The sequence below is a fragment of the Campylobacter gastrosuis genome, from assembly GCF_030249845.1.
GTDB classification, from domain to species: domain Bacteria; phylum Campylobacterota; class Campylobacteria; order Campylobacterales; family Campylobacteraceae; genus Campylobacter_A; species Campylobacter_A gastrosuis.
Window position 1 is genome coordinate 1 of record NZ_JANURM010000010.1, and the last position, 20,541, is coordinate 20,541.

A 20,541-nucleotide genomic window follows, 5' to 3' on the forward strand; every position below is an offset into this window, starting at 1 on the left:
ATTTGATTTGTAGTGCAAGTGATATTTGCGAAATGATAGGTTTTAAGGCCGTAAATAACATATTTAAAGATAAAGAGGAGTTTGAAAGCTATGTTAAAGAGTGGCAAAAACGCTACACGATAATCGCACTAATTGATACGTATTCAGGAGTGGCTACATTTAGCGTAACAGACACCGAAAATAGCGTGGGTATCGCAAGAGCGGTGGCTAAATATATCCTAAGATACGGCAAACCGCAAGTAATCAAAGGCGATAACGGCAAAGCCTTTAAGAGCGAATACATAAACAGCGTGATGAGTGCCCTTGAAATCAGATATCAGGCAGTTAGGGCTTATAGCGGATGGCTTAAACCTTATGTAGAGCGAAATTTTAGGGCGTTACAGCATAACTTTACCGCAAATTTAGCCGGATTTATCGGTCATAACATCACGCAAAGACAAGCCATTGAGTTTTTTTACTCTAAAAAGGAAAGACGCCTTAAAAAGGGTTATAAAACCAATTTAAAAGAGCTTAAAAATTTAAAGCAAGTGCAAAAACTAATGGACCTTTACGCTGAGAAATTTTTAAACACGCGCTATTTGGAGCGTTTAGAAATGAGCGTGGCGGAGGCTTATAATCAAAAAGCTAACGAAGCGGTGGCGATGGACGCACTAAGCCTAAGCGCAAGGCTTGGCAAAAGAGAGCTAAAACACGTAAATAAAAAGGGTGTTAGCGTTGAGGGTATCTATTATCAAAGCGCAGCGCTATTTAATTATGAGCGTGTGTGGGTTAATAAAAATATAGATAATAACCACGAGTGCTTTTTGTGGGATGATGATAATAAATTTATAGGCGTTGCGGTTGTGCTTGATGATAGCGTGGGCGAGAGCGTTGAGAATGCAAAAATGGCTCAAAAGATATTTAACAAACGCCTAAAAGAGACCAAAGAGGCTAAAACGATAGCTACAAACGAAGTCCGTGCTGGATTTATTGACTTTATAGAGAGCGTAAGCGTAAAAATGGCTGATAAACCAGTGCTAAAAGGGGCAAATAATGAGAGTAAAATGCTAGAAATCGCCACTAAAACGGCTAAAAATTTGATGAAAAATGAGGCGTTAAGCGATGAGGCTTTAAAGGTGGCTGGGAGTGATGTAAAAAAGAATAAAAAGCATAAAAGCTGGGAGGAGTTTTGTTGAAAGATTTAAAAGCCCGGTATCTTTTAAACGTGCGGAGCTTAAATAATCAAAACGATTTATTTTTCGCTCCGCACGTTTAAAATATATCAATTTTTGAAAATCTGAGCTTCGCTCTTTAAAAACGTTTTTAAAGGTATTTTAAACGCCTTTAAGCAACGAAGTTCAGATTTTCAAAAATAAGCGGTATTTAGCTAAGCAGGGCGTAGGCTTAGCCGTTTTGGCTAGCCTAGACCTGCTTGGTTAAAGGTCGTTGCATTTTTAAATCTTTAAAAGGAAAAAAAGTGAAAGTAGAACAACTTCTCTCTGACTTCTTAGAGAGCAACAAAATCAGTGCCTCCGCCCTAGCTCGTGCGATAGGCGTAAGTGCGGCGGCGATTAGCCAGTTTAGGCAGGGTGTTTATAAGGGCGATTTAAAAACCCTTAGTCAAAAGGTAGAAAGCTACATTTTAAACTACCAAAGCAAAGATAAAAAGGCGACTAAAAAAGATGAATTCTTTTTATCAAAAGACGCAAAAATGGCAAATTTTATCATAAACGAAGCCATAAACGAGCGTGAGATAGCCCTGATTTATGGCACGGCTGGGAGCGGTAAAACGACTATTTTAAGGGAGTTTACCAGAAAAAATCCAAACGCCGTTTTAATTGAAGCTACCTGCCACACCTCGGCAAAAGTTTTGCTTGATGAGCTTTGTGGGGCTCTTAAAATTGATGGCGTTAGCGGTGTGAATGCAAAATTAAAAGCCGCTGCGAAATTTCTAAAAGAGAATGACAAAATCATCTTAATTGATGAGGCTGAGCATTTACCGCTTAAAGCGTTAGAGGATTTAAGGCGGATTTATGATTTTTCAGGCACTAGTATGATTTTATGCGGGACTGAAATTTTACTTAACAACCTAATGGGTAAAAACAAAGAGCTAAGGCAACTCTACTCACGAATTTGTGGTAAGTGGGCTATGCAGGGGTTAAGTCAGGCTGAGTGCGATGAGTTTTTTACGGCTGGGATTTTTAGCTATACAAACGGCAATTTTAGAAGCTCGGCTAAACTTTATAAAAAGGCGTTAAGGCTAGCGCAGCTTAATGACACCACGCTTGATGATGAGCTTATTTTAAACGCCACGCAAATGGTAATTTTAGGATAAACGATGATGACGCAGAGCGAAGTTGCAAGGGTGCTAGGTCTTAGCTTAGGCAGGGTCGCTCAAATTGAACGCCAAGCCTTAGCAAAGCTCTCACACCCTAAAAATAAGAAAAAATGGGAGCTAATAAAAGAGATAATGGCTGAGCTTTATGCAGAGAGTGCAAAAACACAAATAAAAGGAGTAATTAGCGATGATTTGTGGTCTTAATGGATTTTATTCACGTAAATTTTACAGGGTGGAGGGGGATTTTATCCTGCTTAAAAACTCTAAAAAAGTTGTGGATGTGATAAAAATTTAAGCGTTTAACAAACCGCTTAGGCTTGTAATTGCGGACGCTTTTTGGCGATTTCGTGATTTTTTCGCTGCGGCAGACTTTATGTCTAGCCTTGCTTAAAATCACTTCAAAGCCCCAAAAATCGCCTCGCACTACTTCGCCTTGACGTAAAAAGTTGGCTAATGCCAATTTTTAAAAACCTGCTTAAATGCTTTTAAAGGCGGTTTAATTAAGTGCTTAGACGTCAAAAACACTTAAAGAGCGGCGGTGGGCTTAGCCCCTAAAAAACAAAAAAAAGGATAAAAAATGACACAAAAAGTAATAAATAGCGACATAGATGTTTTAATAGATGCCTTGCGTAGCTTAGGCGGAGGGGCTTTTTTAAGCGAAACTGCAAAAAACTTAAAAACAGCCATAAACTCGGTCGTATCTACTTCTAAACCAGCGAGTGTAACATTAAAGCTTACCATAAAGCCAGACCAACACGAAAGCGGTCAAATAGTAGTCTTTGGCCAAAACGGCCTAAATTTACCAAAAGAGCCAGTAAAAACGAGATTTTATGTCAGCAACGAGATGTTGCCTAGCAGAAATGCACCAGAACAACTGGTATTTGATTTTAAAAAGTAAAGGATAAAAAATGCAAAGAGAAATTAGTGAAACTTTAATACCAAGCGTAGAGCTTGACACTAAAAAAAGAGCCATTATAACGCATAAAGATTATACGCTAAACGAGGGATTGCTTAACGAGCCACTAAGAAACAGCTATATCATAAAAGCACTTGATGTAGAGAGTTTTGTGGGGCTAGTTAATGAGTATAAAGAGCCAAACTCAAAGCTGTTTTTTAATGATAAAAACATAAAGTGCGTAGTAGATTTTGCCACCAAAGACAAGGCGGAATTTTGCGAAAAACGTATATTCTTAAATCTAGAATATACGCCATTTTATTATGATTTTGATAAGAATTTAAGCAAAAATTTAACACAAAGAGAGTTTGTGTTTTTACTTAAATCGTTGTTTATGTATATAACTGAAATAGACGGCAAAGAAAACGACAATATGGACGTTATAGAACTAGCACAAAACCTTCAAGCAGTAAAAAAATTTGATAGCGTCCAGAAAAATACAAGCTCAAAGATAAGCTTAGATGTTGAGATAAAATCCGGCACAAAAGCAAACTTAACCCTCCCAAACAAAATTACGTTTAGACTGCCTATTTACGAGGCGGATGTTAGCTTACTGGGTGAGTTTGAGGTAGAGCTGTTTGTGGATATTAAAAACGATAGCGAGTTTAGTATAAGTCTTGTATGCTACACAGCAGAAGTGGTAAAGCGTGGGGTTTTAAACAGGCTTGTTAAAAACATCCAAGAGCGTTGCGATGGTGTCAAAGCGTATAACGCAGATGTTTGATTAATTTAGTCGGGGGCTAAAATTAGCCTCCGATAAAGTTAAATTTAAAGAAAGGAGAGAAACGATGAGTAAAATGACTATGAGACTTGTCTATGTCGCTACGCCGTATAGCGGACTTAGAGGCGTAAGTGAGATAAATAGACCTTTTTTAGCCCGAAAAATCGCTAAAAATGCGTGCGAAATGGTAAAAAAAGCCGGATATATGCCTATTAGCCCAGTGTTGGCTTTTAGCGAGATATTTGACGAGCAAAAAGATAGAGAGCATGCACTTAAAGCTGGGTTAGAGTTACTTAGCCACTGCTCTTATGCGTATTTTTATGACTTACACCCAGATAGTCATCTTAGCGAAGGTATGAAAAAAGAGCGAGAATACGCAAGAGAGCTTGGCATAACCGAGCTTGATTTAGACGGCGGATTTGGTTTTTAAAATGGCTGTGCGGATAGTTAAAAAATCAAAATCAAATTTAGCTATCTGTCTAAAATACGGCTATGTCTTAAAGGCAAGACATATCAAGAAAATTAATGTAGAAAGAGAGGTAAAAAATGCAAATAACTAGTTTTAGCGACGTTGATGTCGCTTTAAAAAGGCTTTGTGAGCTAAGCGTAGGGATTGAGAAGATCAATGGCGAGGTAACGCTTGAATGTAACCGCATAAAAGAGAGCAGAAAAAGCGAAGTTGAGCGTTTAGAGAGTGAAAAAAACTTCATAGAGCAGCAAATCACGCTATTTTGCGAGGATAATAAAGCTGAGTTTGCCGAGAAGCGAAGCAAGGAATTTACCTTTGGCGAGATCGGATACCGAATAAGCAAGAGTGTGAGCATACCAAGAGTAAAGGCTAAGCTTGAAAGCCTAATAAGCTCAATAAAAGCCTTTGGCTTAGCCAAAGAGTGCATAACCTACACAGAAGCACCAAATAAAGAGGCCTTAGCCGAGCTAAAAGATGAGGATTTAGTAAAGCTGGGGCTAAAAAGAGTAGTAAAAGATAATTTTAGAATTGTGCCAAAAATTGAGAGTTTAGAGATGAGCTAAACTTTAACAAAAAGCCCTAAAAATGGGCTTTTGATTAAGGTTTTTAAAAGTGGTTTTTAGGTAGAATATCATAACTTTTAAAGGGGAAAAAATGGCAGAAAATCTTATCAAACAAACCTGCAAAGAGCTAGGGCTAACATATAAACAGCTAGGCGAGTTGATAGGGTATAGCGAGAGTGCTGTTAAAAGTGCTGCCGTAGGCAGCGTAAGCGAACCTATGAGCTTTGCCATTTCTCAATACTTTAAAATTCAAGAGCTAGAAGCAAAGCTTAGGGCTTGTGATAGCTTTAAACAAAATTTAAAAGATTTTTTAAACTCTTAAAAAGTCTAATTTCAACTTTTTTATACAAAATTCTACCAAAAAACAACTTTAAACCTTGACTTTTAGTCTAAAATAGTCTATAATTTTATCATCAGAGTTGAATAACAACTTTGAAATAAAACAAAGGAGTATCAAATGCTAAGGTTCTTGCAAGTTCTAGCGTTGGTGTTGCAAATCCTTTACTGGATTTTGCGAATTTTTGGGTGGATTTAGCCACCCCCCCCCAAAAAAAAAAGGGGGGGGGGCGTTAGAAAACCTTAGCTTTGATACCCTTAACTGGATTATATCAAATTTTAGTTAAAGGAGCTGGTATGTATGAGGGGTTTTACCTTGACTTGCTTATGGTAGTAGTTTTTGTGGCGACTTTGGTCTTTATATATAAAACAAGAAAGGATAAAAAATGAACGAAATTATCGTTATAAATGGTCAGAGTGTAGAGTTTGAAGTGGCAGATAGTGGAGTATTTGCCACTTCTTTGGATGTCGCAAATGTGTTTGAAAAACGACACGCTGATATTATAGCAAAAATAGCTGAATTGCCGGCTGATAGTTTTCGTGAGCGGAATTTTTCGCTCACGGAGCGAACCGCCAAATTTGGGGCTGTCGTGCGAAGTGAGCCGTATTATAAAATTTCACGTGATGGCTTTTCGCTTTTGGTTATGGGCTTTACTGGTGAAAAGGCTTACAGGTGGAAAATAGAGTTTATTGCCGCCTTTAATAAAATGGAGGCGATGATAAAAAATGGCAGCATAGCAAACGATAAATTTACCGAAGTCCTAGCCGCCCTAACCCAAAAATCAAGCGAAGCGGATGAGTTTAAAAGCAAATATTACGCTGCTATTGAGCGTGAAAATATGCTTTTAAGGCAAAATTTTCAGACGCAAGGCGATATGGTTAAAAAATCAAGTCGCCTAAATAAAAGCGAAAGGGACGAGATAGTAAGGCTATATAAAAGCGGACTATCTCAGGGTGAGATTTGCCGAAGGATGGATAGAAGCCGTGACGCTGTAAGAAATGCCATAAGGGGTGTGTTATGAAAGAGGTTAGTGTATTTTTCTTAGATGAGGTAGATAATGCCAAAGAGCTTTTACTTGGACTTAGCGTTTTACTTGCTGGGCTTGGTGGGATTTGTAAGGATGATGAGGGCAGAGCTGGACTGGCACAGGCTTTATATTTGCTTGATGATGTGTGCTTTGATATGGCTAAAAAATTGCAAGATACCGATACGCAAAATAATATTTAAAATAAGGGCGTAAAAGCCCTTTTTAAAGTATCTTTACGGGTGTTTTAAAAAGGATTTAAGCCTAGATTAAATTCTAGATATCTTTTAAACGAAGTGGGGTTTGAATAACATTTACCCATCGCTCACATCGCTTTGCGATATGTTCACTAACTCGCTTGCGGACGTAAGCCCAGCAGTGGGCTTACTACTTTGTCCGCTCGCTCCCCTACGCCCTGCCCGTTTAAACTATACCAATTTTTGAAAATCTGTTTAAAACGCCGTTAATGTGCGAAGTCCAGATTTTCAAAAATTGATATATTTTTAATGCGTGAAGCGAAAAATTAGCCGTGTTGGCTATTTGAGCTTTACGCATTAAAAAGATACCGGGCTTTTAAATCTAAAAAAAGGCAAAATATGACCTCAAAACGTGCTAAACTCCTAGCTGAACTCTTTGGCGACTCTCGTGGCTTTTTATCACAGGCTAAGATTTTAAAATTTAGCCAAAAGCTCCACTTCATACCAGATGATGAGCTTATAAATTTTGCCATTTTTGTTGATAATTTCAGGGGTAATTTTATTAGCACCGATTTAGCCGTGCATAAAGCCGCCATTGCGTGGCAAAAAATGGCTTTTGAGCGTGTAAAAAATAGCGGTAAGAGCTTTTTTAAAGGCGTAAATGAGCTAATTGCGTTTTGTAAAGAGGCGTATCGTGGCGAGGGACTTTGTAGCTGTGAGAAAGGCAGCGGATTTTTACCTTTTGTCGTGATTGTAGTTGATGATGAGGGTAATTTAAGAAATAGCGCCGTGGTAAATGAAAGCGGTGTTTTTAAACGCCTTGATAGCTCAGAGAGTGCTAAATTTTATAACTGGCTCTTTAATAACCAGCATAAAATCGGCGATATTAAACGCATTAGCCGTGATGAATGGGAGCAAAATGAGCTAAACGAAGCTAGGCTTTTACCGCCACCGCCAAAGAGTGAAAAACCTAGGGCGGATAAAAAAGCCATTGAAGCAATGATAGAAAAAAGCTATAAAAGGATAAAAAATGACACCAAAACAAGAGATTTTTAGAAAACAGCTTTTAACTAAAATTCACACGCACCACGCCTATAAAACTATCAAAGAAAACGACGCTTGGGAGCAGTGGCTAGATGTCAGATTTAGCGTAAAAAGCTGTAAGGATTTAAGTATAAAAGAGCTTAGTTTGGTGCTTGATATTTTAAACAAAAGAGCTGATGACGGCGTGGATTTTAAGCAGGATTTTGCCGGGCGAAATCTCTTAAAAGATGACTTAATCACGCAAAAGCAGATAGAAAAAATCAAAGCCCTAGCAAACGCCCTAGGCTGGGATGATTTAAAGCTCATAAAATTTATAAACAGACAATGCAGGGTTATTTTGCTCTATTTAAGCTACATTTCAAAGCTAAGTAAAAAGCAAGGCACGAGCGTGATAACTGGACTAAATGCGGTGTTAAAACACAAAAAAGGTTAAAACCTTAAAAGCCTGCTCGTATCGCCCGCTTATGCTTCGTTGCGGTCAAAAAATCAATACTCACGACCCACTCGGTCGCTCCGTTTGATTTTTCGCCCACGCCTAGCCTAAGCCTAACGCTACTTTGCGATTTACCGCTCTTTTTTTAGATTTAAAAATGCGATAGGCTTGTATTGCGGACGCTTTTTGGCGATTTCGTGATTTTTTTTAAAGATTTAAAAATGCGATAGATTTTAAGCGTGCAGGTCTAGGGCAACATTTACCCATCGCTCGCATCGCTTTGCGATATGCTCACTCACTCGCTTGCGGACGTAAGCCCAGCAGTGGGCTTACTACTTTGTCCGTTCGCTCCCCTACGCCCTGCCCGTTTAAACTATACCAATTTTTGAAAACCTGTTTAAAACCCCTTAAAAACGTTTTTAAAGGGGCAAAGCTCAGATTTTCAAAAATTGATATATTTTAGTCGTAAGTGGCAGGTGGCAACATTTACCCATCGCTCGCATCGCTTTGCGATATGCTCACTCACTCGCTTGCGGACGTAAGCCCAGCAGTGGGCTTACTACTTTGTTCGCTCGCTCCCCACGCACTTAAAAGATGTCGGGATTTTAAATCTTTAAAAGCGTTAAATTTTTATCTTTGATATGATTAGATTTTTTATATTTGCTTCTAATTTTTTCTCTAAATTGCCATTTTTATCCACTGGCAAAAATGGACGTGCTGGGATGTTTTGCTTTTTTGAGCCGTATTGGTGGCTTAGTCCATAAGCAAAGCCGTTATTTTGCGTGTTGTTTGAGATTGTTACGCTATTTGTAGCGCTTCTTACCTCCCATTTTGAAAAAAGAGCACCACTATCTCTTAAAATTTTACTTGATTTGCCTTTTTTCTTTTTACGCTCTTTTGTTTTAGCGCTTAGCTCCTGCCATTTTTCGCCAAACGGCGAGCGTTCATCTATAAAGGCATCTTTTATCTCATTTACTGCCATATTGCCGATGTCATCAAAAAGGCTCTTTTTTAGCGGTAAATTTTCTAGGGCTTCAAGTCTTGCTGTAACGTCAGATAACCCGCTTATTTTTACACTCATCCCTAACCTTTATAAAATACTCTAAATACTCATCGTTTGGCTTTACACTCTCAATGGTAGTCCAAGTTTTATTGCACTTATCGCACTTTCTAAAACGCAAATTTTCAAGTCCTTTTATGGTGGCTACAACCTTTGTTTTTTCAAATCCGCAGTAAGGGCAAAACAAGCACGACCTCCTTTAAAATGCCTATTTTAGCACGTTTTTTAGATTTTTTTTAAAAGGTTTAAAAAATCTAAATTTTTGCTAATCTGTGATTTTTATGGTATAATCGTGCAAAGTAAAGCAATAGATGGCCCAGATTTGGCAGGGTTCCAGCTGCGTTAGCAGGCTGTATATGACTTGGGTTCGATGCCCGGCGTTGCTTTACTTTATTTTTTTGTCCCTTGTTTTTAAAATTTTGGTATAATTGCCGATAGTGATTAAGTGAGATAGATGGCAGTAGAGAGTGTAGCTGGACGTCGCCACTAGATGGAGCAACGGCGGTTATCGTGGGTTCAAGTCCCACCATCTCACTTAATCTTTCTAATCTCGCCATTTTTTAGTAATGTAAAAAATTCTTACCTAAAAAACTTATCAAGTGTTATCACGTAATTTTTTACCTTAAATTTTTTATGCATTTTTGAAATTTCTAGTGGGGGCTTTTGTGTAACTAATCATTTTTATTCCTTTTTTTAAATTTTGCTAATTTTTGTTTTTTTGATATAATTCCGCAATAGGTCAAGTAGCTATGCGCCAGTATAAGGTAGGCGAGTGGCTTTACACATATGGCGGTTCGAGTCCGCACTACTTGACCTTCATATATATATTGCTACCATTTTTATCCGTTTGCTTTAACATAGTTTTTAAATTTTTAAAAGGTATTTTTGTGATAGTCGCTACAAAATTATCAGTTTTGAATTTTTTAAGCGTATAATTTAGATGAATTACTGCATAATTTACCACAACTTGTCAGTGATAAAAGCCTGCAAAAGCAAAGCAACGATAGAGCGTTTTTACTTAGTAAATGGCGAAAATTTTTGCAAAAAACACAAAATTTTAAAAATGTTAAAACGTAAAAAATCTAAACTAGCGAACGCCGATTGAAAATCGGCAGGTGTTTGCACAAAAGAGCGTTGTCGTGGGGGAGCAGACAGCAACAAAAATGGTATTACGATACCATTTTTGTGCTCTGCGAGTTATGGCAAGGGGCGACCCTACTTCGCTTTGCTCGTTCTAAAAACAGAACGCAAAAGAAGCCACACTCTCCCTTAAAATAAAGTGAGCGACACTTTTTAAATTTCAGGCAACGTTCTACTTCAAATAAAAAACAAATGCAAAAGAAGTTATTGCAAACCAAACAAAATTTTGTTTGCAAAATATGAAAAAAAGTAATTCTAATCCGCCCTACTCTCGCTAAACCCCATAATCAAATCACAAATTTTTACCAAAAAACACAAATCATCATTATAATATAATGCCACAATAAAATACAAGGATAAAAATGACGCTAAATGAAATTTAGCAGATAGCATTCACAAATCAGCCATTTTAGAGGAGGTAGATATCACTTTTGCACAAACTCAAATGATAATAAATGGGTTTAGCGTGGATGGTAAAACCATTGAAGAAATAGCGATAATTACTAATTTAAAAAGGGCGTGGGAGTATTTTTGCGACAATAAATGATGAAGTAAATCTGGGCTATTTACAAGATATTCATAGATTAGTTGGTAGGGATATAGTCTTAAATTCTAGCTTTTTAAGAACGGCTAATGTTAAAATTTCAGGGACTAACTACGCCCCTATTTTGCCAGTAAATTATGAAGTAAAAGCCAAAATAAACGAGATATCAAGCAAGGATAACAAGCTAGATGTCGCACTAGATATGATGCTTTATATCGCACGCTCACAGCTATTTTTTAATGCTAATAAAAGAACAGCAATGCTTAGGGCTAATAAAATTCTAATCCAAAATGGGCTAGGCATACTCTGGGTTAGCAAAGATAATATGACTTTATTTTTTACTAAACTTGTAAAATTTTATGAAACAGCCAAGAGATTAAGGGGTTTTGTAAAGAAAAATGCATAGATAGATTTGAAAATAGCGATGATACTATGCATATATAAAGGGCTGGTTCATTTCAAACCAACCCCAATTCACTCAAACATTACTATGTTTTTACCGCTATTTTTGCCCTTGTAAAGCAGTTGGTCAGCACGTTTTATCAGCGACCAAATGTCAAATTCGCCGCCTCCATCACAATAAACAAGTCCAAAGGTCATCGTTACGTTTAACTCGGTTTCGCCGTGCTTTACCTTGCTAGTGGCTATCGTCTCCTTTGCGCGACGCACGACATTTATCGCTTCGGTCTTATCAATATCGCAAATAATTGCTAAAAATTCCTCCCCACCCCAACGACACAAAAAGTCATTTTTTCTAAAAATATTTTTAAAAATATTTGCCACTTTTACAAGCACCAAGTCGCCCACGTTGTGTCCGTAAGTGTCATTTATACGTTTAAAATTATCAATATCGCCCATCATTACGGCGAAATTTCTAGCTTGGCTTAGGTTTTCATCTAAAAATTCCTGCAAGGCGTGGCGGTTGTAAATTTTTGTTAGTGGGTCTTGATTTGAGATATCTTTGATATCATCTCGCTCTTTTTGTGCGTTTTGATAGGCTGTTCGGTTTGAAATTTCTAAGAAAAACGACAACACAATGGCTAACGAGCAGACACAAACTATATTAAAAGTAAATAAAAAATCTCGCCAATAGCCAGTGATTTTATAGCTATCGTGATAGAGAAAAAACAAAACCAAAAAGGCAAATGGCTGTGCGGCTGCAAAAAAATATGTGATTTGCTTGTTGCCAGTGTCAGCAAAAAGCGTCGTCATCATAAATGCGATAAATAGCAACTCAAAGCCAAGTCCCCAGCCAAGAACGACTATACAAGCGATAGCGTGTATCATCACTTCAAGCTGAAAAAGCACCAAGCAAAGGCTTGAAGCTGGGTTTTCTTGAAGTAAAATGATTGGGATTATTAGATAGATAATAACCGAAAAAATATTTAAAATCGCAAGTGGCTCAGCACCAATTACGGCAAATATCACAAGATAGGTTGCGTGAGCGAAAAAGACAATAAAGCTCATAATTTTAAAAACGTTATTTAGCTTGTAATTCGTGGTTAAAATATTGCTCTTACTCATCTTAAAATTTCCATTTCTATGCGGTCTTTGCCGTTGTTTTTGCCTTTATAAAGTAGCTGGTCGGCTAGCCCTATGACATCGCTTACATCGCGATTTATGCTATTTACGCAAATAACCATACCAAAGGTCATCGTAATTGAAATGCCGTTTGGCAGCCTAATTGAGCTTATGTTTCTTAAAAGCCTGTCTTGAATTTCATAGATAAAATCGGTCTTTGTATCTGGCAGGATTATTAAAAATTCCTCCCCTCCCCAGCGACAAATGTAGTCCTCTTTTCTAAATGTCATTTTTAGCACATCAGAGACGCTCTTTAAGATAAAGTCGCCAGTATCGTGCCCGAAGGTGTCATTTATGTGCTTAAAATCATCAATATCGCCTAGCATTACCACCCTATTTGCCACCGTGTCATCTTTTTGCGATTTTAGCTTTTGCTTGATCATTAGCTCCATACTTCGGCGGTTTAAGAGCCCGGTAAGCTGGTCGTATTTTGCGATTTTTTCTAAATTTTCACGTTCGCTTTTTAGATTTTTATAGCCAGCTGATGAGATAAAACTAGCAAACATACAAAATCTAGCGATAATTATAAAATTTACTAAAAAACACGATGCAAAAATGGTGTTTAAAAGCCAAATTTCAATCTTAGGTGGCTCGTTACCAAAGAGATAATAAAGATATATCACAAATAGGCTTTCAAGCGAAACGACAATGTAAGTTAGGGTTTTATTCTCACAAGCGTAAAAGTAGTTTATCGCAACAAGCGTTATGATAAACATATAAAACCCACTGCCCCAGCCAAAGACATTTGTATAAACTATCGCCGTAACCACAAAGCTAACGTGAAGCCAAAGCGATAAGATTACCTTATTTCTCGTGTCATAAACGCTCTTTATGTAGATAGTGATGCCAAGAAAAATAAATGATAAAAATATCATATTTGACCCAGCTATCATCGCAAAGACAAAGCCCAAAAAGTGTCCGCCAAGAAGCAAATTTATGATAAATAAATAGATATCTTCTATTGATTTATACTTATTTTGCCCGATATTTTCAACTGCTTGCATTAGTAGTTTTCAAACTCCCCCTCTTCATCATCGCTGCCGTCGTCGTATTCGTAGTCGTTTTCGTCGTAGTTGTAGCTATATCTCTCGCCTACTTCATCCTCATCATCAACGTATTCTTCATCAAACTCAAAATCATCTTCATCGTATGCCATTTTTTATCCTTTTGGTGTAAATTTTTCAACATATAAACTTTGACTTGGGAAAGCAAAATCTAGTCCATTTTTTGCCACGATATCCATTATTTTAAAAATCACGTCCTCTTTTATTTTTATGTATTCAGCCCTTAAAATCGTCTTTGTAAAGCAGATCACAGAGATATCAATTGAGCTGGAATTTAGAGCATCAAGCGAAACGTAAATGGCGTTTTTATACCCAGCTAAATCATCAATGCAAACGATACTCTCTTTAAATTTCAAGTGATTTGCACCCCTAAACGCTCCGCCGTTATCAGCCCTTGAAATTTCAGGGTGTGTTAAGAGCATATCATTAATCTCGCTAATGCACTTTTGCAGTGCTTCTTTGCTTGAATCGTAGGTTAGTCCGATTGTTAAGCTTATCATACGCCCAGCTTTTCGCCTTGACCAGTTGATTATCGGATCACTTGCTAGGGTTGAGTTTGGCACGAAAATCAGGGCATTGTCGCTACTTCTAATAGTCGTTTTTCTAAGTCCAATCTCAACAATTGTGCCTTCAATACCGCCACAGCTTATCAAATCGCCCTGCGAGAATGAGTTATCAAACAAAAGCATAACAGAGGCGAAAAAATTTGCGATTATATCCTTTGCAGCAAACGCCACCGCAAGTCCGCCAATACCAAGCGAGGCGATGATAGCTGAAATATCAAAGCCAAGTCGCGATAAAATCAGTAAAAGTGAGATTACAAAAATGATAAAATAGACAATTTTTAAGATTAAATTTACAACCTCTTTTCTGCCGCTTTTTTTGGCGATTTTGCCGATTATTAGCATACCATAGCCGTTTAAGATTGTGATTACAAACCAGCTAATTAGCACGATATAAACGATAGAAAAGGTGTTTGCTACCCAAAGTGGCATAGGTGTCGGATAGTAGGCAATGCCTATGCAAATTTTTAGCGAATATGTAATAAGTAGCGATGAGATCGGCTTTTTGATGATTTGTAAAATCTGATCTTTTATCGCTTTTGCGTGTTCGGTTTTATCAAAAAACGAGAGCGTGAGCGCGTAGGTTAGGCGAGCTAGGATTCTAGTTAGCGAGATAAAAAAGGCAAAAATCACGATGATTAGCAAAATTTTGCCAAAATTTACGCCATCAATTTTAATGCCGATTTTTTCGTTTATCGTGTCAATTGATGAGTGAAAAATTAGCTCGCTTGCAACGTAGCTAGAAGCGAGCAGATCGGCGTTTTCTTTAAGATAATTTAGCGCGTCCTCGCTGGTTTTTTTTGAAATTTCAAGCTCATTAAACTCATCTTTTAAACTATCAGGGACATTTTGTGAAAGCTCCTTTAAATTCACATATAAATCGGTTCTTGACTGGATTAGAGCATCTTGCAAAACTGCCTTAATTTCGCTTGATTTTGCACCTTTTTTAAACAGCTCGTTTAGAGAAATTATGCTCTTAAAAAACAGCTCGTTGATATTTAAATTTTCAAGCTCAATAGCGTTTTTAACGTAGTTTTGGCTCTGCTTGTTTGTTATGTTTTTTAGCGTTTTTTCAAGGGCTGATTTTTTGGCATAAAAGCTTTTGATATCAGCGTCTGAAAAGTCGGTTTTTGTGATAAATTGCGGTATTTTTGATAGAAGTTCGCTCTTTTTTGTGTTTAAAATTTTCGTATCAACCGAGCTATTTTGGTCAGCCGATAAAATTTCAATTTGAGCATTTACCTTCTTTAAATTTTCAAAAATATCAACCAAGGTTGTCTGATTATTATCCGCAAAAGTAAGAACACATATCAAAAAAGGCAGTAAAATTTTAAAAATGTTTATCATTTTTTACTCTCATCTGCACTTAGCAGTTTAAACGTCCCAGCACGCGGATCATAGCTGAAAATTTCGCCAGTTTCAATGATATAATGCCAGCCGTAAATGTCAATTTTACCCTCTTCAAAATCGCTCTCAACATTTGGATAAGTGAGTAAATTTTCAATAGAGTTTATCACATTTAATCGCTCTGTCATCCAAGCGATTTTTGCCTTATCATCGCTGCTAAATTTTAACACCTCTTTTTTTATCGGCGTCATCATCTTAATCCAACTTAGAAAATTTGGGGCGTTTTTGTATTTGCTTGGCTCGTCAAAAATCGCCTTACAACCGCCACAATCTGAGTGTCCGCAAACGATAATCGTTTTTATATTTAGCACACAAAGTGCGTATTCTATCGCCGAAGTGGTCGCTAAAAATTCGTCGCTAATGCGATATGGCGGGATGATATTTGCTATGTTTCGTATCGTAAAAAGGTCGCCCGGTAGGCTCTTTGTGATGAGATTTGGCACGACACGAGAGTCGGTGCAGGTGATAAAAAGCACCTTTGGGTCTTGGCTATTTTGTAGGCTTTCAAACAGCTCTTTATGCTCTAAAAAGCCCTCCTCCATAAAATTTACAGCACGTTCAAGCAACGCCTTCATCAACACTCCAAAATCTAAAATTTCGCCGATTATAGCAAAAGTAGGTTTAAAGCTAAATTTTTGTGTCAAAAAAGGCGTAAGGGTGGTGTCCGACGCGCTCATTTTCTGGCGGCAGTTGCGTGTAATCGCCGTAATATGTGCGTAAAACCCTGTCGTAATTTTTAACGATCATAAACTCATAATCCTCAAATTTTTGCAAATGATAATCAACAAAGTCACTTTTTTGATAAATTTCTTTAAATCCAGCGGATAAAATTCCCAAATTTTCTTGTCCTGTGCCGTTAAAAATTTGCTCTAATTTTTGATAATTTTTAACCAATTTTTCTCGTTTTAAAAAGAATTTGTAGTATAAAACTTTTGGCAAAAAAATTAGTCTTTTTGCGATTTTTCTAACTAAATTTTCATCGCTTCGCTCGTGGCTTGGATTGCCTAAAATTTCAATGCTTTTAAGCAAATTTCTTAGCTTTAAAAAGTGATTATCTTTTTGGTCTTTATCAATCTCATCAAGGCAAAAAATATCAATAAAAATGCCAAAATTTTTAAAATAAATTTCGTGCTTTTTATCTAAAAACTCGCCGACATATCTTTTGTGACAGAGCTTTGCAAAATTTAAATTATAGCCATTATCATTTAAATCAAGCAGGTAAAAATCATCAAGCTTTTTTAAAGCCATTATCAATTTTTCATAGTTTTTTCTTGTTAAAAATATATCAAAATCATCGTCCCAAGGTATAAATCCGCCGTGCCTAATTGCACCGATTAAAGTCCCGTATGCCAGCGAGTATTTGATATCGTTTGCAAGGCAAATTTCGTGAATTACATTTGCCATTTCAAGCATTACTTTTTTACACTCATTATCATTTAGTTTTCGCATTTTAGCCTCTTTATTTTTAAATTTAGCTCGTCTAAATCATCTTTATCATCAATCTCGCCAACAAGCTCATTTGGCACGTTTAAAAAGCCCATATTTATATCGCTAATCACGTCTAAAACGGCGTTGTCGTAATATTTTTTAGGGTCTAAAAATGCACTATTTTTAAGCGATAAAATATGGCGTTTTATCACGTCTGCATCGGTTTTATTAAAGTAGCTAATGCCAAGAAGTGAAGGGGCATTGAGTGCTGAAATTTCAATGCCAACGACGCGATTTTCTTGCGTTTTGATAATCCACTCTGGCTTTTGTGAGTTTGCCCTAATTGTCGTGTAGTAGTGCGAATTTTGGCGAAGCTCAAAGATATTTTTTAAAAGCACGACATCAGCATCAATAACGAAACTATCGCCAAAATAGGGCAGGGCAAGGGCAAATGAGGCTAGGTTGTTTGTGACGTGAAAATTCTCATTTTTAATGAGATTTACCCCAAATTTTTGCTCTAAATAGCTAAAATTTTCGCTTAAATAGCCGGTGATTACGTGAATTTCACTAATGCCACGCTCGTTTAGAAATTTTATCGTTCGCTCAATATTTGGCTCGCCTAAAATCTCAAAAAGTGCCTTGTGTTTGCTTTTTGTTAGCTCTTTAAGCCGCGAGCCAAACCCAGCAGCTAAGATGATCGCATTCATTTTAATCCTTATAAATTTGTAAGCAGTGAGCCGATGATAATTAACACGGCAAAAAGTGTCAAAAATGCCCAAAATTCGCCGCCCAAAACTACGCTAATTAAAATTGCCCAAAATGAGTATGAGATATTTAGTCCCATTGCCTTTAAAGCGCCGATTTTAGCGATACCAAAGTAGTAAAGCAGGTATGAAAACGCACCAAAAATTGCGGCTAAAAATAGACTTTTAAAGCCTAAAAAATCGCTTTCAAAATTGATAGTAAATCCCAAAAACACAGCTAATAAAAACAGGCAAATACTGCTTACACCCTGCCTTATAAACAGCGCATTTAAGGGGCTTAGCTCATCTTTTAGGGCTAAATTTATCACCACGCATTCAGCACCCCAGCCAAAGGCACAAGCTAATCCAAAAATTGCACCAAGTAGGCTAAAATGCACGTCATAGCTTAAAAAACAAAGCCCAACGCTACTAAATACGGCTAAACCCAGCCCAAAAAGTCCGGTTTTACTAAGCTTTTGTTTTAAAATGAAATTTGCTAAAACCACGCTAACTACGGGATAAAGCGAGCTAAACACCGCTGCAAAGCCGATATTTGCGTAAGAAATGACTAAAACAAACGAGCCCATACCGATAAAACCGCCAAAAAATGAGGCTAGGGCAGTGATTATTAACGAGCGTCTTTTGATTGTAAATATATATTTAAATTTATTTAAAAAAATAATTAATAAAAAGATAACCAAAAAGCTTAAAAAGTCGTGCAAAAATGCCAAAACTAACGGATTTAGCGAAATTTTTGCCAAAATCGTGCCATCAAACGCCCATAAAATTCCACTAAAAAGTGCCGCAAAAAATCCGCTCATAACGCCCTTTCTAACGCCGATTCTAGCCGTTTTTTAGCGTAGTTTATGTAGCTCTCATCGCCGTTTGAGATTTTAACCAAACTCCAAGCCGTCCATAAAATATCTTGCACGCTTTTATAAGTTTCTATCTTTGATTTTAGCCCTAAATCTGCCCCATAAAGCCCTAAAAATCGCTCCTCTTCATCATCTGAAAACTCGCTCTCAACAAACAACGAAGCCACATCCCAAGCCGGGTCATTTAGCCCTGAATACTCCCAGTCAATGATAAAAATTCTCTCATCACACATTAAGATATTCTCAGGCACCAAATCGCCGTGAGTTGGGAGTAAGATGGCATTTTTGGCGTAAAATTTTTGATTGATTTTTGCTAATTTTTGCTCTAAATCGTTAAAAATTTCAAGGGCTGTTAAAAATCCATTAAACTTTAATGCCGTTTCGTTTGAAACTAAATTTAGATAAATTTTCATCTGCAAAAATGGGTTAAAATCATTTCTAAACTCCATTTTTGAGCTGTGAATTCTGCGTAAAATTTCAGCTATTTTCTCGCTGTTTTGCCTTAGTGTGGCTGGTTTTAGAGTTATGGCGTTTGATAAAAATTCCGTGATTTTTATCCCGCTAACTTCATCAAAAAACGCCGTTTTTACGTTAAATCCAAAATTTGAAGCGATTGTTTGATTTAGCTTCTCATCATCTCGTTTTATGATCTGATTTGAGCGGTTGCCCGGCACTCTAAGCACGAATTTTTCGCCATTTGAAGTGATTAGAAAGTTTGAGTTTGTCATACCGCCAAGTGCATTAATTTCATCGGCATTTTTGCCAAGTGAGTTAAAAAAAATCTCAGAAATCTCTTTAAAATCAAACAAAATTTTGCCTTGCTTTTATTTATTTTATGTTTATTTTACCAGCTTTTTGTTTAAAATAGCCAAAAACATATTTTTTAAGAAATTTTTAAATCTTTATTTACCTAATTTTTGCTAAATTTCACAAAAAAATTAAAAAGGAGAAAAAATGAGTTTATACAACAGAAACTACACGCAAGAGCGTGAAGTAGAGCAAACCTACGCGCAAAGCAACCTAAGTGCGTTTATCAAGCAGACTTATCAGCTTTTTGCTGCTTCGCTTTTAGCGGCCACAGCTGGTGCTTACACTGGAATTTACTTTCTAGCTGCAACGCTAATCCAAAACAAATTTTTGTTCTGGGGTATCGTGATAGTTGAGTTTATCACGCTGTTTGCCCTAATGGCAGCAAAACGCAAGGCTGGGCTAAATCTAATCTTGCTATTTGCATTTACATTTATGAGCGGACTTACGCTTACTCCGCTACTTTATGCGATTTTGGGTATGCCAAGTGGTGCGGCTATCGTAGCTCAGGCATTTACGCTTACTACCGTTGCTTTTGGCGGACTTAGCATTTTTGCGATGAATACAAAACGCGATTTTACGACAATGGGTAAAATGCTATTTATCGCACTTATCGTTGTTATAGTCGCAAGTTTGATAAACATTTTCACGCAAAGTCCGATGTTTCAGCTTGTAATTGCAAGCATCTCTGCAATTTTATTTAGTGCTTACATACTTTATGATACACAAAATATCATTCGTGGCAACTATGAAACGCCAGTTGAGGGTGCGGTTGCACTTTATCTTGACTTTGTAAATTTATTTACTTCATTGCTTCAAATTTTAGGCATTTTTGGACGTGATGAGTAACGTTTATAGAGTTATAGACGCAAATTTAAATAGACTAAAAGAGGGGCTTAGAGTCGTTGAAGACATAAAAAGATATGGCTTTAACGACAAAGCCCTAGCCCTAAAAATCAAGACGCTTCGCCACAAGGCAAAAATCCCACAAAATGACTTCATAAAATTTAGAGATAGCACAAATGACGTGCTAAAATCAAGCACAAAAGATGAGCAAAAAAGAGCCGATTTAAACGACATAATCACGGCAAATTTTAAAAGAGCACAAGAGAGTGCGCGTGTGCTTGAAGAGTGCTTTAAGCTTGTAAATTTAGAGTATTCAGAGCTTTTTAAAGGCATACGTTACGAACTTTACGAGATTGAAAAAGAGATTTATTAAAATTTTAAAACTTTTTTTGTATAATCAGCCCTAAAAATTTCAAAGGAAAT

The 20,541-nt window shown here is 37.0% G+C and carries 27 protein-coding genes; 16 read left to right on the forward strand and 11 right to left on the reverse strand.

What is annotated here, in order from left to right:
- From NYG85_RS07775 to NYG85_RS07835, 13 genes are all read left to right on the forward strand, one after another.
- A partial coding sequence (locus tag NYG85_RS07775) for a TnsB C-terminal domain-containing protein (RefSeq protein ID WP_489752958.1) occupies positions 1-1,175 on the forward strand: 1,175 nt, incomplete at its 5' end.
- A gap of 281 nt (positions 1,176-1,456) precedes the next feature.
- Positions 1,457-2,314 carry an AAA family ATPase gene (locus tag NYG85_RS07780; RefSeq protein ID WP_284937924.1) on the forward strand — a complete coding sequence of 286 codons (858 nt, stop codon included), beginning with the start codon at positions 1,457-1,459 and terminating at the stop codon, positions 2,312-2,314.
- A gap of 3 nt (positions 2,315-2,317) precedes the next feature.
- The gene (locus NYG85_RS07785) at positions 2,318-2,521 is read left to right on the forward strand and encodes a sigma factor-like helix-turn-helix DNA-binding protein (RefSeq protein ID WP_284937925.1); all 204 of its coding nucleotides are present in this window, start codon (positions 2,318-2,320) and stop codon (positions 2,519-2,521) included.
- A 373-nt stretch (positions 2,522-2,894) separates the two neighbouring features.
- On the forward strand, positions 2,895-3,215 hold the full coding sequence (locus tag NYG85_RS07790) for a YfdP family phage-associated protein (protein ID WP_284937926.1): 321 nt from the start codon (positions 2,895-2,897) through the stop codon (positions 3,213-3,215).
- 10 nt (positions 3,216-3,225) lie between these two features.
- A complete protein-coding gene (locus NYG85_RS07795) occupies positions 3,226-3,996 on the forward strand; it encodes a DUF2303 family protein (protein ID WP_284937927.1) in 771 nt (256 codons plus the stop codon).
- Positions 3,997-4,060: 64 nt separating this feature from the next.
- The gene (locus NYG85_RS07800) at positions 4,061-4,423 is read left to right on the forward strand and encodes a DUF7768 domain-containing protein (protein WP_284937928.1); all 363 of its coding nucleotides are present in this window, start codon (positions 4,061-4,063) and stop codon (positions 4,421-4,423) included.
- A 1-nt stretch (position 4,424) separates the two neighbouring features.
- Positions 4,425-4,553, forward strand: a complete 129-nt coding sequence (locus NYG85_RS07805; protein ID WP_284937929.1) for a hypothetical protein — start codon at positions 4,425-4,427, stop codon at positions 4,551-4,553.
- Entirely contained in the window at positions 4,540-5,025 is a 486-nt protein-coding gene (locus NYG85_RS07810) for a host-nuclease inhibitor Gam family protein (protein WP_284937930.1), read from the forward strand. Before NYG85_RS07805 ends, NYG85_RS07810 begins: the two co-directional genes overlap by 14 nt.
- 91 nt (positions 5,026-5,116) lie before the next feature.
- Positions 5,117-5,347: an XRE family transcriptional regulator gene (locus NYG85_RS07815; RefSeq protein WP_284937931.1), complete on the forward strand. Its 231-nt coding sequence runs from the start codon at positions 5,117-5,119 to the stop codon at positions 5,345-5,347.
- 400 nt (positions 5,348-5,747) lie between these two features.
- Positions 5,748-6,383, forward strand: coding sequence for a Rha family transcriptional regulator (locus tag NYG85_RS07820; RefSeq protein WP_284937932.1), 636 nt, complete (start codon positions 5,748-5,750; stop codon positions 6,381-6,383).
- On the forward strand, positions 6,380-6,589 hold the full coding sequence (locus tag NYG85_RS07825) for a hypothetical protein (protein ID WP_284937933.1): 210 nt from the start codon (positions 6,380-6,382) through the stop codon (positions 6,587-6,589). Before NYG85_RS07820 ends, NYG85_RS07825 begins: the two co-directional genes overlap by 4 nt.
- A gap of 393 nt (positions 6,590-6,982) precedes the next feature.
- Complete coding sequence (locus NYG85_RS07830) at positions 6,983-7,639, forward strand: hypothetical protein (RefSeq protein WP_284937935.1); 657 nt, start codon at positions 6,983-6,985, stop codon at positions 7,637-7,639.
- Entirely contained in the window at positions 7,614-8,060 is a 447-nt protein-coding gene (locus NYG85_RS07835) for a phage protein GemA/Gp16 family protein (RefSeq protein ID WP_284937936.1), read from the forward strand. Before NYG85_RS07830 ends, NYG85_RS07835 begins: the two co-directional genes overlap by 26 nt.
- Positions 8,061-8,682: 622 nt before the next feature.
- Here NYG85_RS07835 and NYG85_RS07840 read toward each other — a convergent pair.
- Positions 8,683-9,141: a phage virion morphogenesis protein gene (locus tag NYG85_RS07840; protein ID WP_284937938.1), complete on the reverse strand. Its 459-nt coding sequence runs from the start codon at positions 9,139-9,141 to the stop codon at positions 8,683-8,685.
- Positions 9,113-9,307 carry an NrdR family transcriptional regulator gene (locus tag NYG85_RS07845; protein WP_284937939.1) on the reverse strand — a complete coding sequence of 65 codons (195 nt, stop codon included), beginning with the start codon at positions 9,305-9,307 and terminating at the stop codon, positions 9,113-9,115. The genes NYG85_RS07840 and NYG85_RS07845 overlap by 29 nt, the downstream gene beginning before the upstream one ends.
- Positions 9,308-10,817: 1,510 nt before the next feature.
- Here NYG85_RS07845 and NYG85_RS07850 point away from each other — a divergent pair.
- Positions 10,818-11,210: a Fic family protein gene (locus tag NYG85_RS07850; RefSeq protein WP_284937991.1), complete on the forward strand. Its 393-nt coding sequence runs from the start codon at positions 10,818-10,820 to the stop codon at positions 11,208-11,210.
- A 68-nt stretch (positions 11,211-11,278) separates the two neighbouring features.
- Here NYG85_RS07850 and NYG85_RS07855 read toward each other — a convergent pair whose 3' ends face one another.
- Genes NYG85_RS07855 through NYG85_RS07895 form a run of 9 tightly spaced genes read right to left on the reverse strand, consistent with a single transcriptional unit; the run spans position 11,279 to position 19,274 of the window.
- Positions 11,279-12,328 carry a GGDEF domain-containing protein gene (locus tag NYG85_RS07855; RefSeq protein WP_284937941.1) on the reverse strand — a complete coding sequence of 350 codons (1,050 nt, stop codon included), beginning with the start codon at positions 12,326-12,328 and terminating at the stop codon, positions 11,279-11,281.
- Positions 12,325-13,389: a GGDEF domain-containing protein gene (locus NYG85_RS07860; RefSeq protein WP_284937943.1), complete on the reverse strand. Its 1,065-nt coding sequence runs from the start codon at positions 13,387-13,389 to the stop codon at positions 12,325-12,327. The genes NYG85_RS07855 and NYG85_RS07860 overlap by 4 nt, the downstream gene beginning before the upstream one ends.
- On the reverse strand, positions 13,389-13,541 hold the full coding sequence (locus NYG85_RS07865; protein ID WP_284937944.1) for a hypothetical protein: 153 nt from the start codon (positions 13,539-13,541) through the stop codon (positions 13,389-13,391). Before NYG85_RS07865 ends, NYG85_RS07860 begins: the two co-directional genes overlap by 1 nt.
- 3 nt (positions 13,542-13,544) lie before the next feature.
- Positions 13,545-15,359, reverse strand: a complete 1,815-nt coding sequence (locus NYG85_RS07870) for a mechanosensitive ion channel family protein (protein WP_284937945.1) — start codon at positions 15,357-15,359, stop codon at positions 13,545-13,547.
- Positions 15,356-15,994: a carbonic anhydrase gene (locus NYG85_RS07875; protein ID WP_284937992.1), complete on the reverse strand. Its 639-nt coding sequence runs from the start codon at positions 15,992-15,994 to the stop codon at positions 15,356-15,358. Before NYG85_RS07875 ends, NYG85_RS07870 begins: the two co-directional genes overlap by 4 nt.
- Positions 15,995-16,046: 52 nt before the next feature.
- The gene (locus NYG85_RS07880) at positions 16,047-16,868 is read right to left on the reverse strand and encodes a LicD family protein (RefSeq protein ID WP_284937946.1); all 822 of its coding nucleotides are present in this window, start codon (positions 16,866-16,868) and stop codon (positions 16,047-16,049) included.
- Positions 16,856-17,554 (reverse strand): NTP transferase domain-containing protein, encoded by a 699-nt coding sequence (locus NYG85_RS07885; protein WP_284937947.1) that lies wholly within the window; start codon positions 17,552-17,554, stop codon positions 16,856-16,858. Before NYG85_RS07885 ends, NYG85_RS07880 begins: the two co-directional genes overlap by 13 nt.
- Positions 17,555-17,562: 8 nt before the next feature.
- Positions 17,563-18,411 carry a DMT family transporter gene (locus NYG85_RS07890; RefSeq protein ID WP_284937948.1) on the reverse strand — a complete coding sequence of 283 codons (849 nt, stop codon included), beginning with the start codon at positions 18,409-18,411 and terminating at the stop codon, positions 17,563-17,565.
- Entirely contained in the window at positions 18,408-19,274 is an 867-nt protein-coding gene (locus NYG85_RS07895; protein WP_284937949.1) for a choline/ethanolamine kinase family protein, read from the reverse strand. The genes NYG85_RS07890 and NYG85_RS07895 overlap by 4 nt, the downstream gene beginning before the upstream one ends.
- Before the next feature lie 145 nt (positions 19,275-19,419).
- On the opposite strand from NYG85_RS07895, the gene NYG85_RS07900 reads away from it, so the two are divergent.
- Together NYG85_RS07900 and NYG85_RS07905 are read left to right on the forward strand one after the other, a co-directional pair.
- Complete coding sequence (locus tag NYG85_RS07900) at positions 19,420-20,121, forward strand: Bax inhibitor-1/YccA family protein (RefSeq protein WP_284937950.1); 702 nt, start codon at positions 19,420-19,422, stop codon at positions 20,119-20,121.
- Positions 20,114-20,491 (forward strand): thiamine-phosphate pyrophosphorylase, encoded by a 378-nt coding sequence (locus NYG85_RS07905; RefSeq protein WP_169753148.1) that lies wholly within the window; start codon positions 20,114-20,116, stop codon positions 20,489-20,491. Before NYG85_RS07900 ends, NYG85_RS07905 begins: the two co-directional genes overlap by 8 nt.
- The last annotated feature ends 50 nt before the right edge of the window (positions 20,492-20,541 follow it).

Excerpts from the sequence above, each read along its gene's own strand:
- NYG85_RS07875 (WP_284937992.1), bottom strand. The coding sequence starts at position 15,994 with ATGAAGGCGTTGCTTGAACGTGCTGTAAATTTTATGGAGGAGGGCTTT.
- NYG85_RS07840 (WP_284937938.1), bottom strand. The coding sequence starts at position 9,141 with ATGAGTGTAAAAATAAGCGGGTTATCTGACGTTACAGCAAGACTTGAA.
- NYG85_RS07830 (WP_284937935.1), top strand. The coding sequence starts at position 6,983 with ATGACCTCAAAACGTGCTAAACTCCTAGCTGAACTCTTTGGCGACTCT.
- NYG85_RS07880 (WP_284937946.1), bottom strand. The coding sequence starts at position 16,868 with ATGCGAAAACTAAATGATAATGAGTGTAAAAAAGTAATGCTTGAAATG.
- NYG85_RS07790 (WP_284937926.1), top strand. The coding sequence starts at position 2,895 with ATGACACAAAAAGTAATAAATAGCGACATAGATGTTTTAATAGATGCC.
- NYG85_RS07795 (WP_284937927.1), top strand. The coding sequence starts at position 3,226 with ATGCAAAGAGAAATTAGTGAAACTTTAATACCAAGCGTAGAGCTTGAC.
- NYG85_RS07835 (WP_284937936.1), top strand. The coding sequence starts at position 7,614 with ATGACACCAAAACAAGAGATTTTTAGAAAACAGCTTTTAACTAAAATT.
- NYG85_RS07905 (WP_169753148.1), top strand. The coding sequence starts at position 20,114 with ATGAGTAACGTTTATAGAGTTATAGACGCAAATTTAAATAGACTAAAA.
- NYG85_RS07890 (WP_284937948.1), bottom strand. The coding sequence starts at position 18,411 with ATGAGCGGATTTTTTGCGGCACTTTTTAGTGGAATTTTATGGGCGTTT.
- NYG85_RS07810 (WP_284937930.1), top strand. The coding sequence starts at position 4,540 with ATGCAAATAACTAGTTTTAGCGACGTTGATGTCGCTTTAAAAAGGCTT.
- NYG85_RS07815 (WP_284937931.1), top strand. The coding sequence starts at position 5,117 with ATGGCAGAAAATCTTATCAAACAAACCTGCAAAGAGCTAGGGCTAACA.
- NYG85_RS07785 (WP_284937925.1), top strand. The coding sequence starts at position 2,318 with ATGATGACGCAGAGCGAAGTTGCAAGGGTGCTAGGTCTTAGCTTAGGC.
- NYG85_RS07805 (WP_284937929.1), top strand. The coding sequence starts at position 4,425 with ATGGCTGTGCGGATAGTTAAAAAATCAAAATCAAATTTAGCTATCTGT.
- NYG85_RS07860 (WP_284937943.1), bottom strand. The coding sequence starts at position 13,389 with ATGCAAGCAGTTGAAAATATCGGGCAAAATAAGTATAAATCAATAGAA.
- NYG85_RS07885 (WP_284937947.1), bottom strand. The coding sequence starts at position 17,554 with ATGAATGCGATCATCTTAGCTGCTGGGTTTGGCTCGCGGCTTAAAGAG.
- NYG85_RS07865 (WP_284937944.1), bottom strand. The coding sequence starts at position 13,541 with ATGGCATACGATGAAGATGATTTTGAGTTTGATGAAGAATACGTTGAT.
- NYG85_RS07820 (WP_284937932.1), top strand. The coding sequence starts at position 5,748 with ATGAACGAAATTATCGTTATAAATGGTCAGAGTGTAGAGTTTGAAGTG.
- NYG85_RS07855 (WP_284937941.1), bottom strand. The coding sequence starts at position 12,328 with ATGAGTAAGAGCAATATTTTAACCACGAATTACAAGCTAAATAACGTT.
- NYG85_RS07900 (WP_284937950.1), top strand. The coding sequence starts at position 19,420 with ATGAGTTTATACAACAGAAACTACACGCAAGAGCGTGAAGTAGAGCAA.
- NYG85_RS07870 (WP_284937945.1), bottom strand. The coding sequence starts at position 15,359 with ATGATAAACATTTTTAAAATTTTACTGCCTTTTTTGATATGTGTTCTT.
- NYG85_RS07825 (WP_284937933.1), top strand. The coding sequence starts at position 6,380 with ATGAAAGAGGTTAGTGTATTTTTCTTAGATGAGGTAGATAATGCCAAA.
- NYG85_RS07800 (WP_284937928.1), top strand. The coding sequence starts at position 4,061 with ATGAGTAAAATGACTATGAGACTTGTCTATGTCGCTACGCCGTATAGC.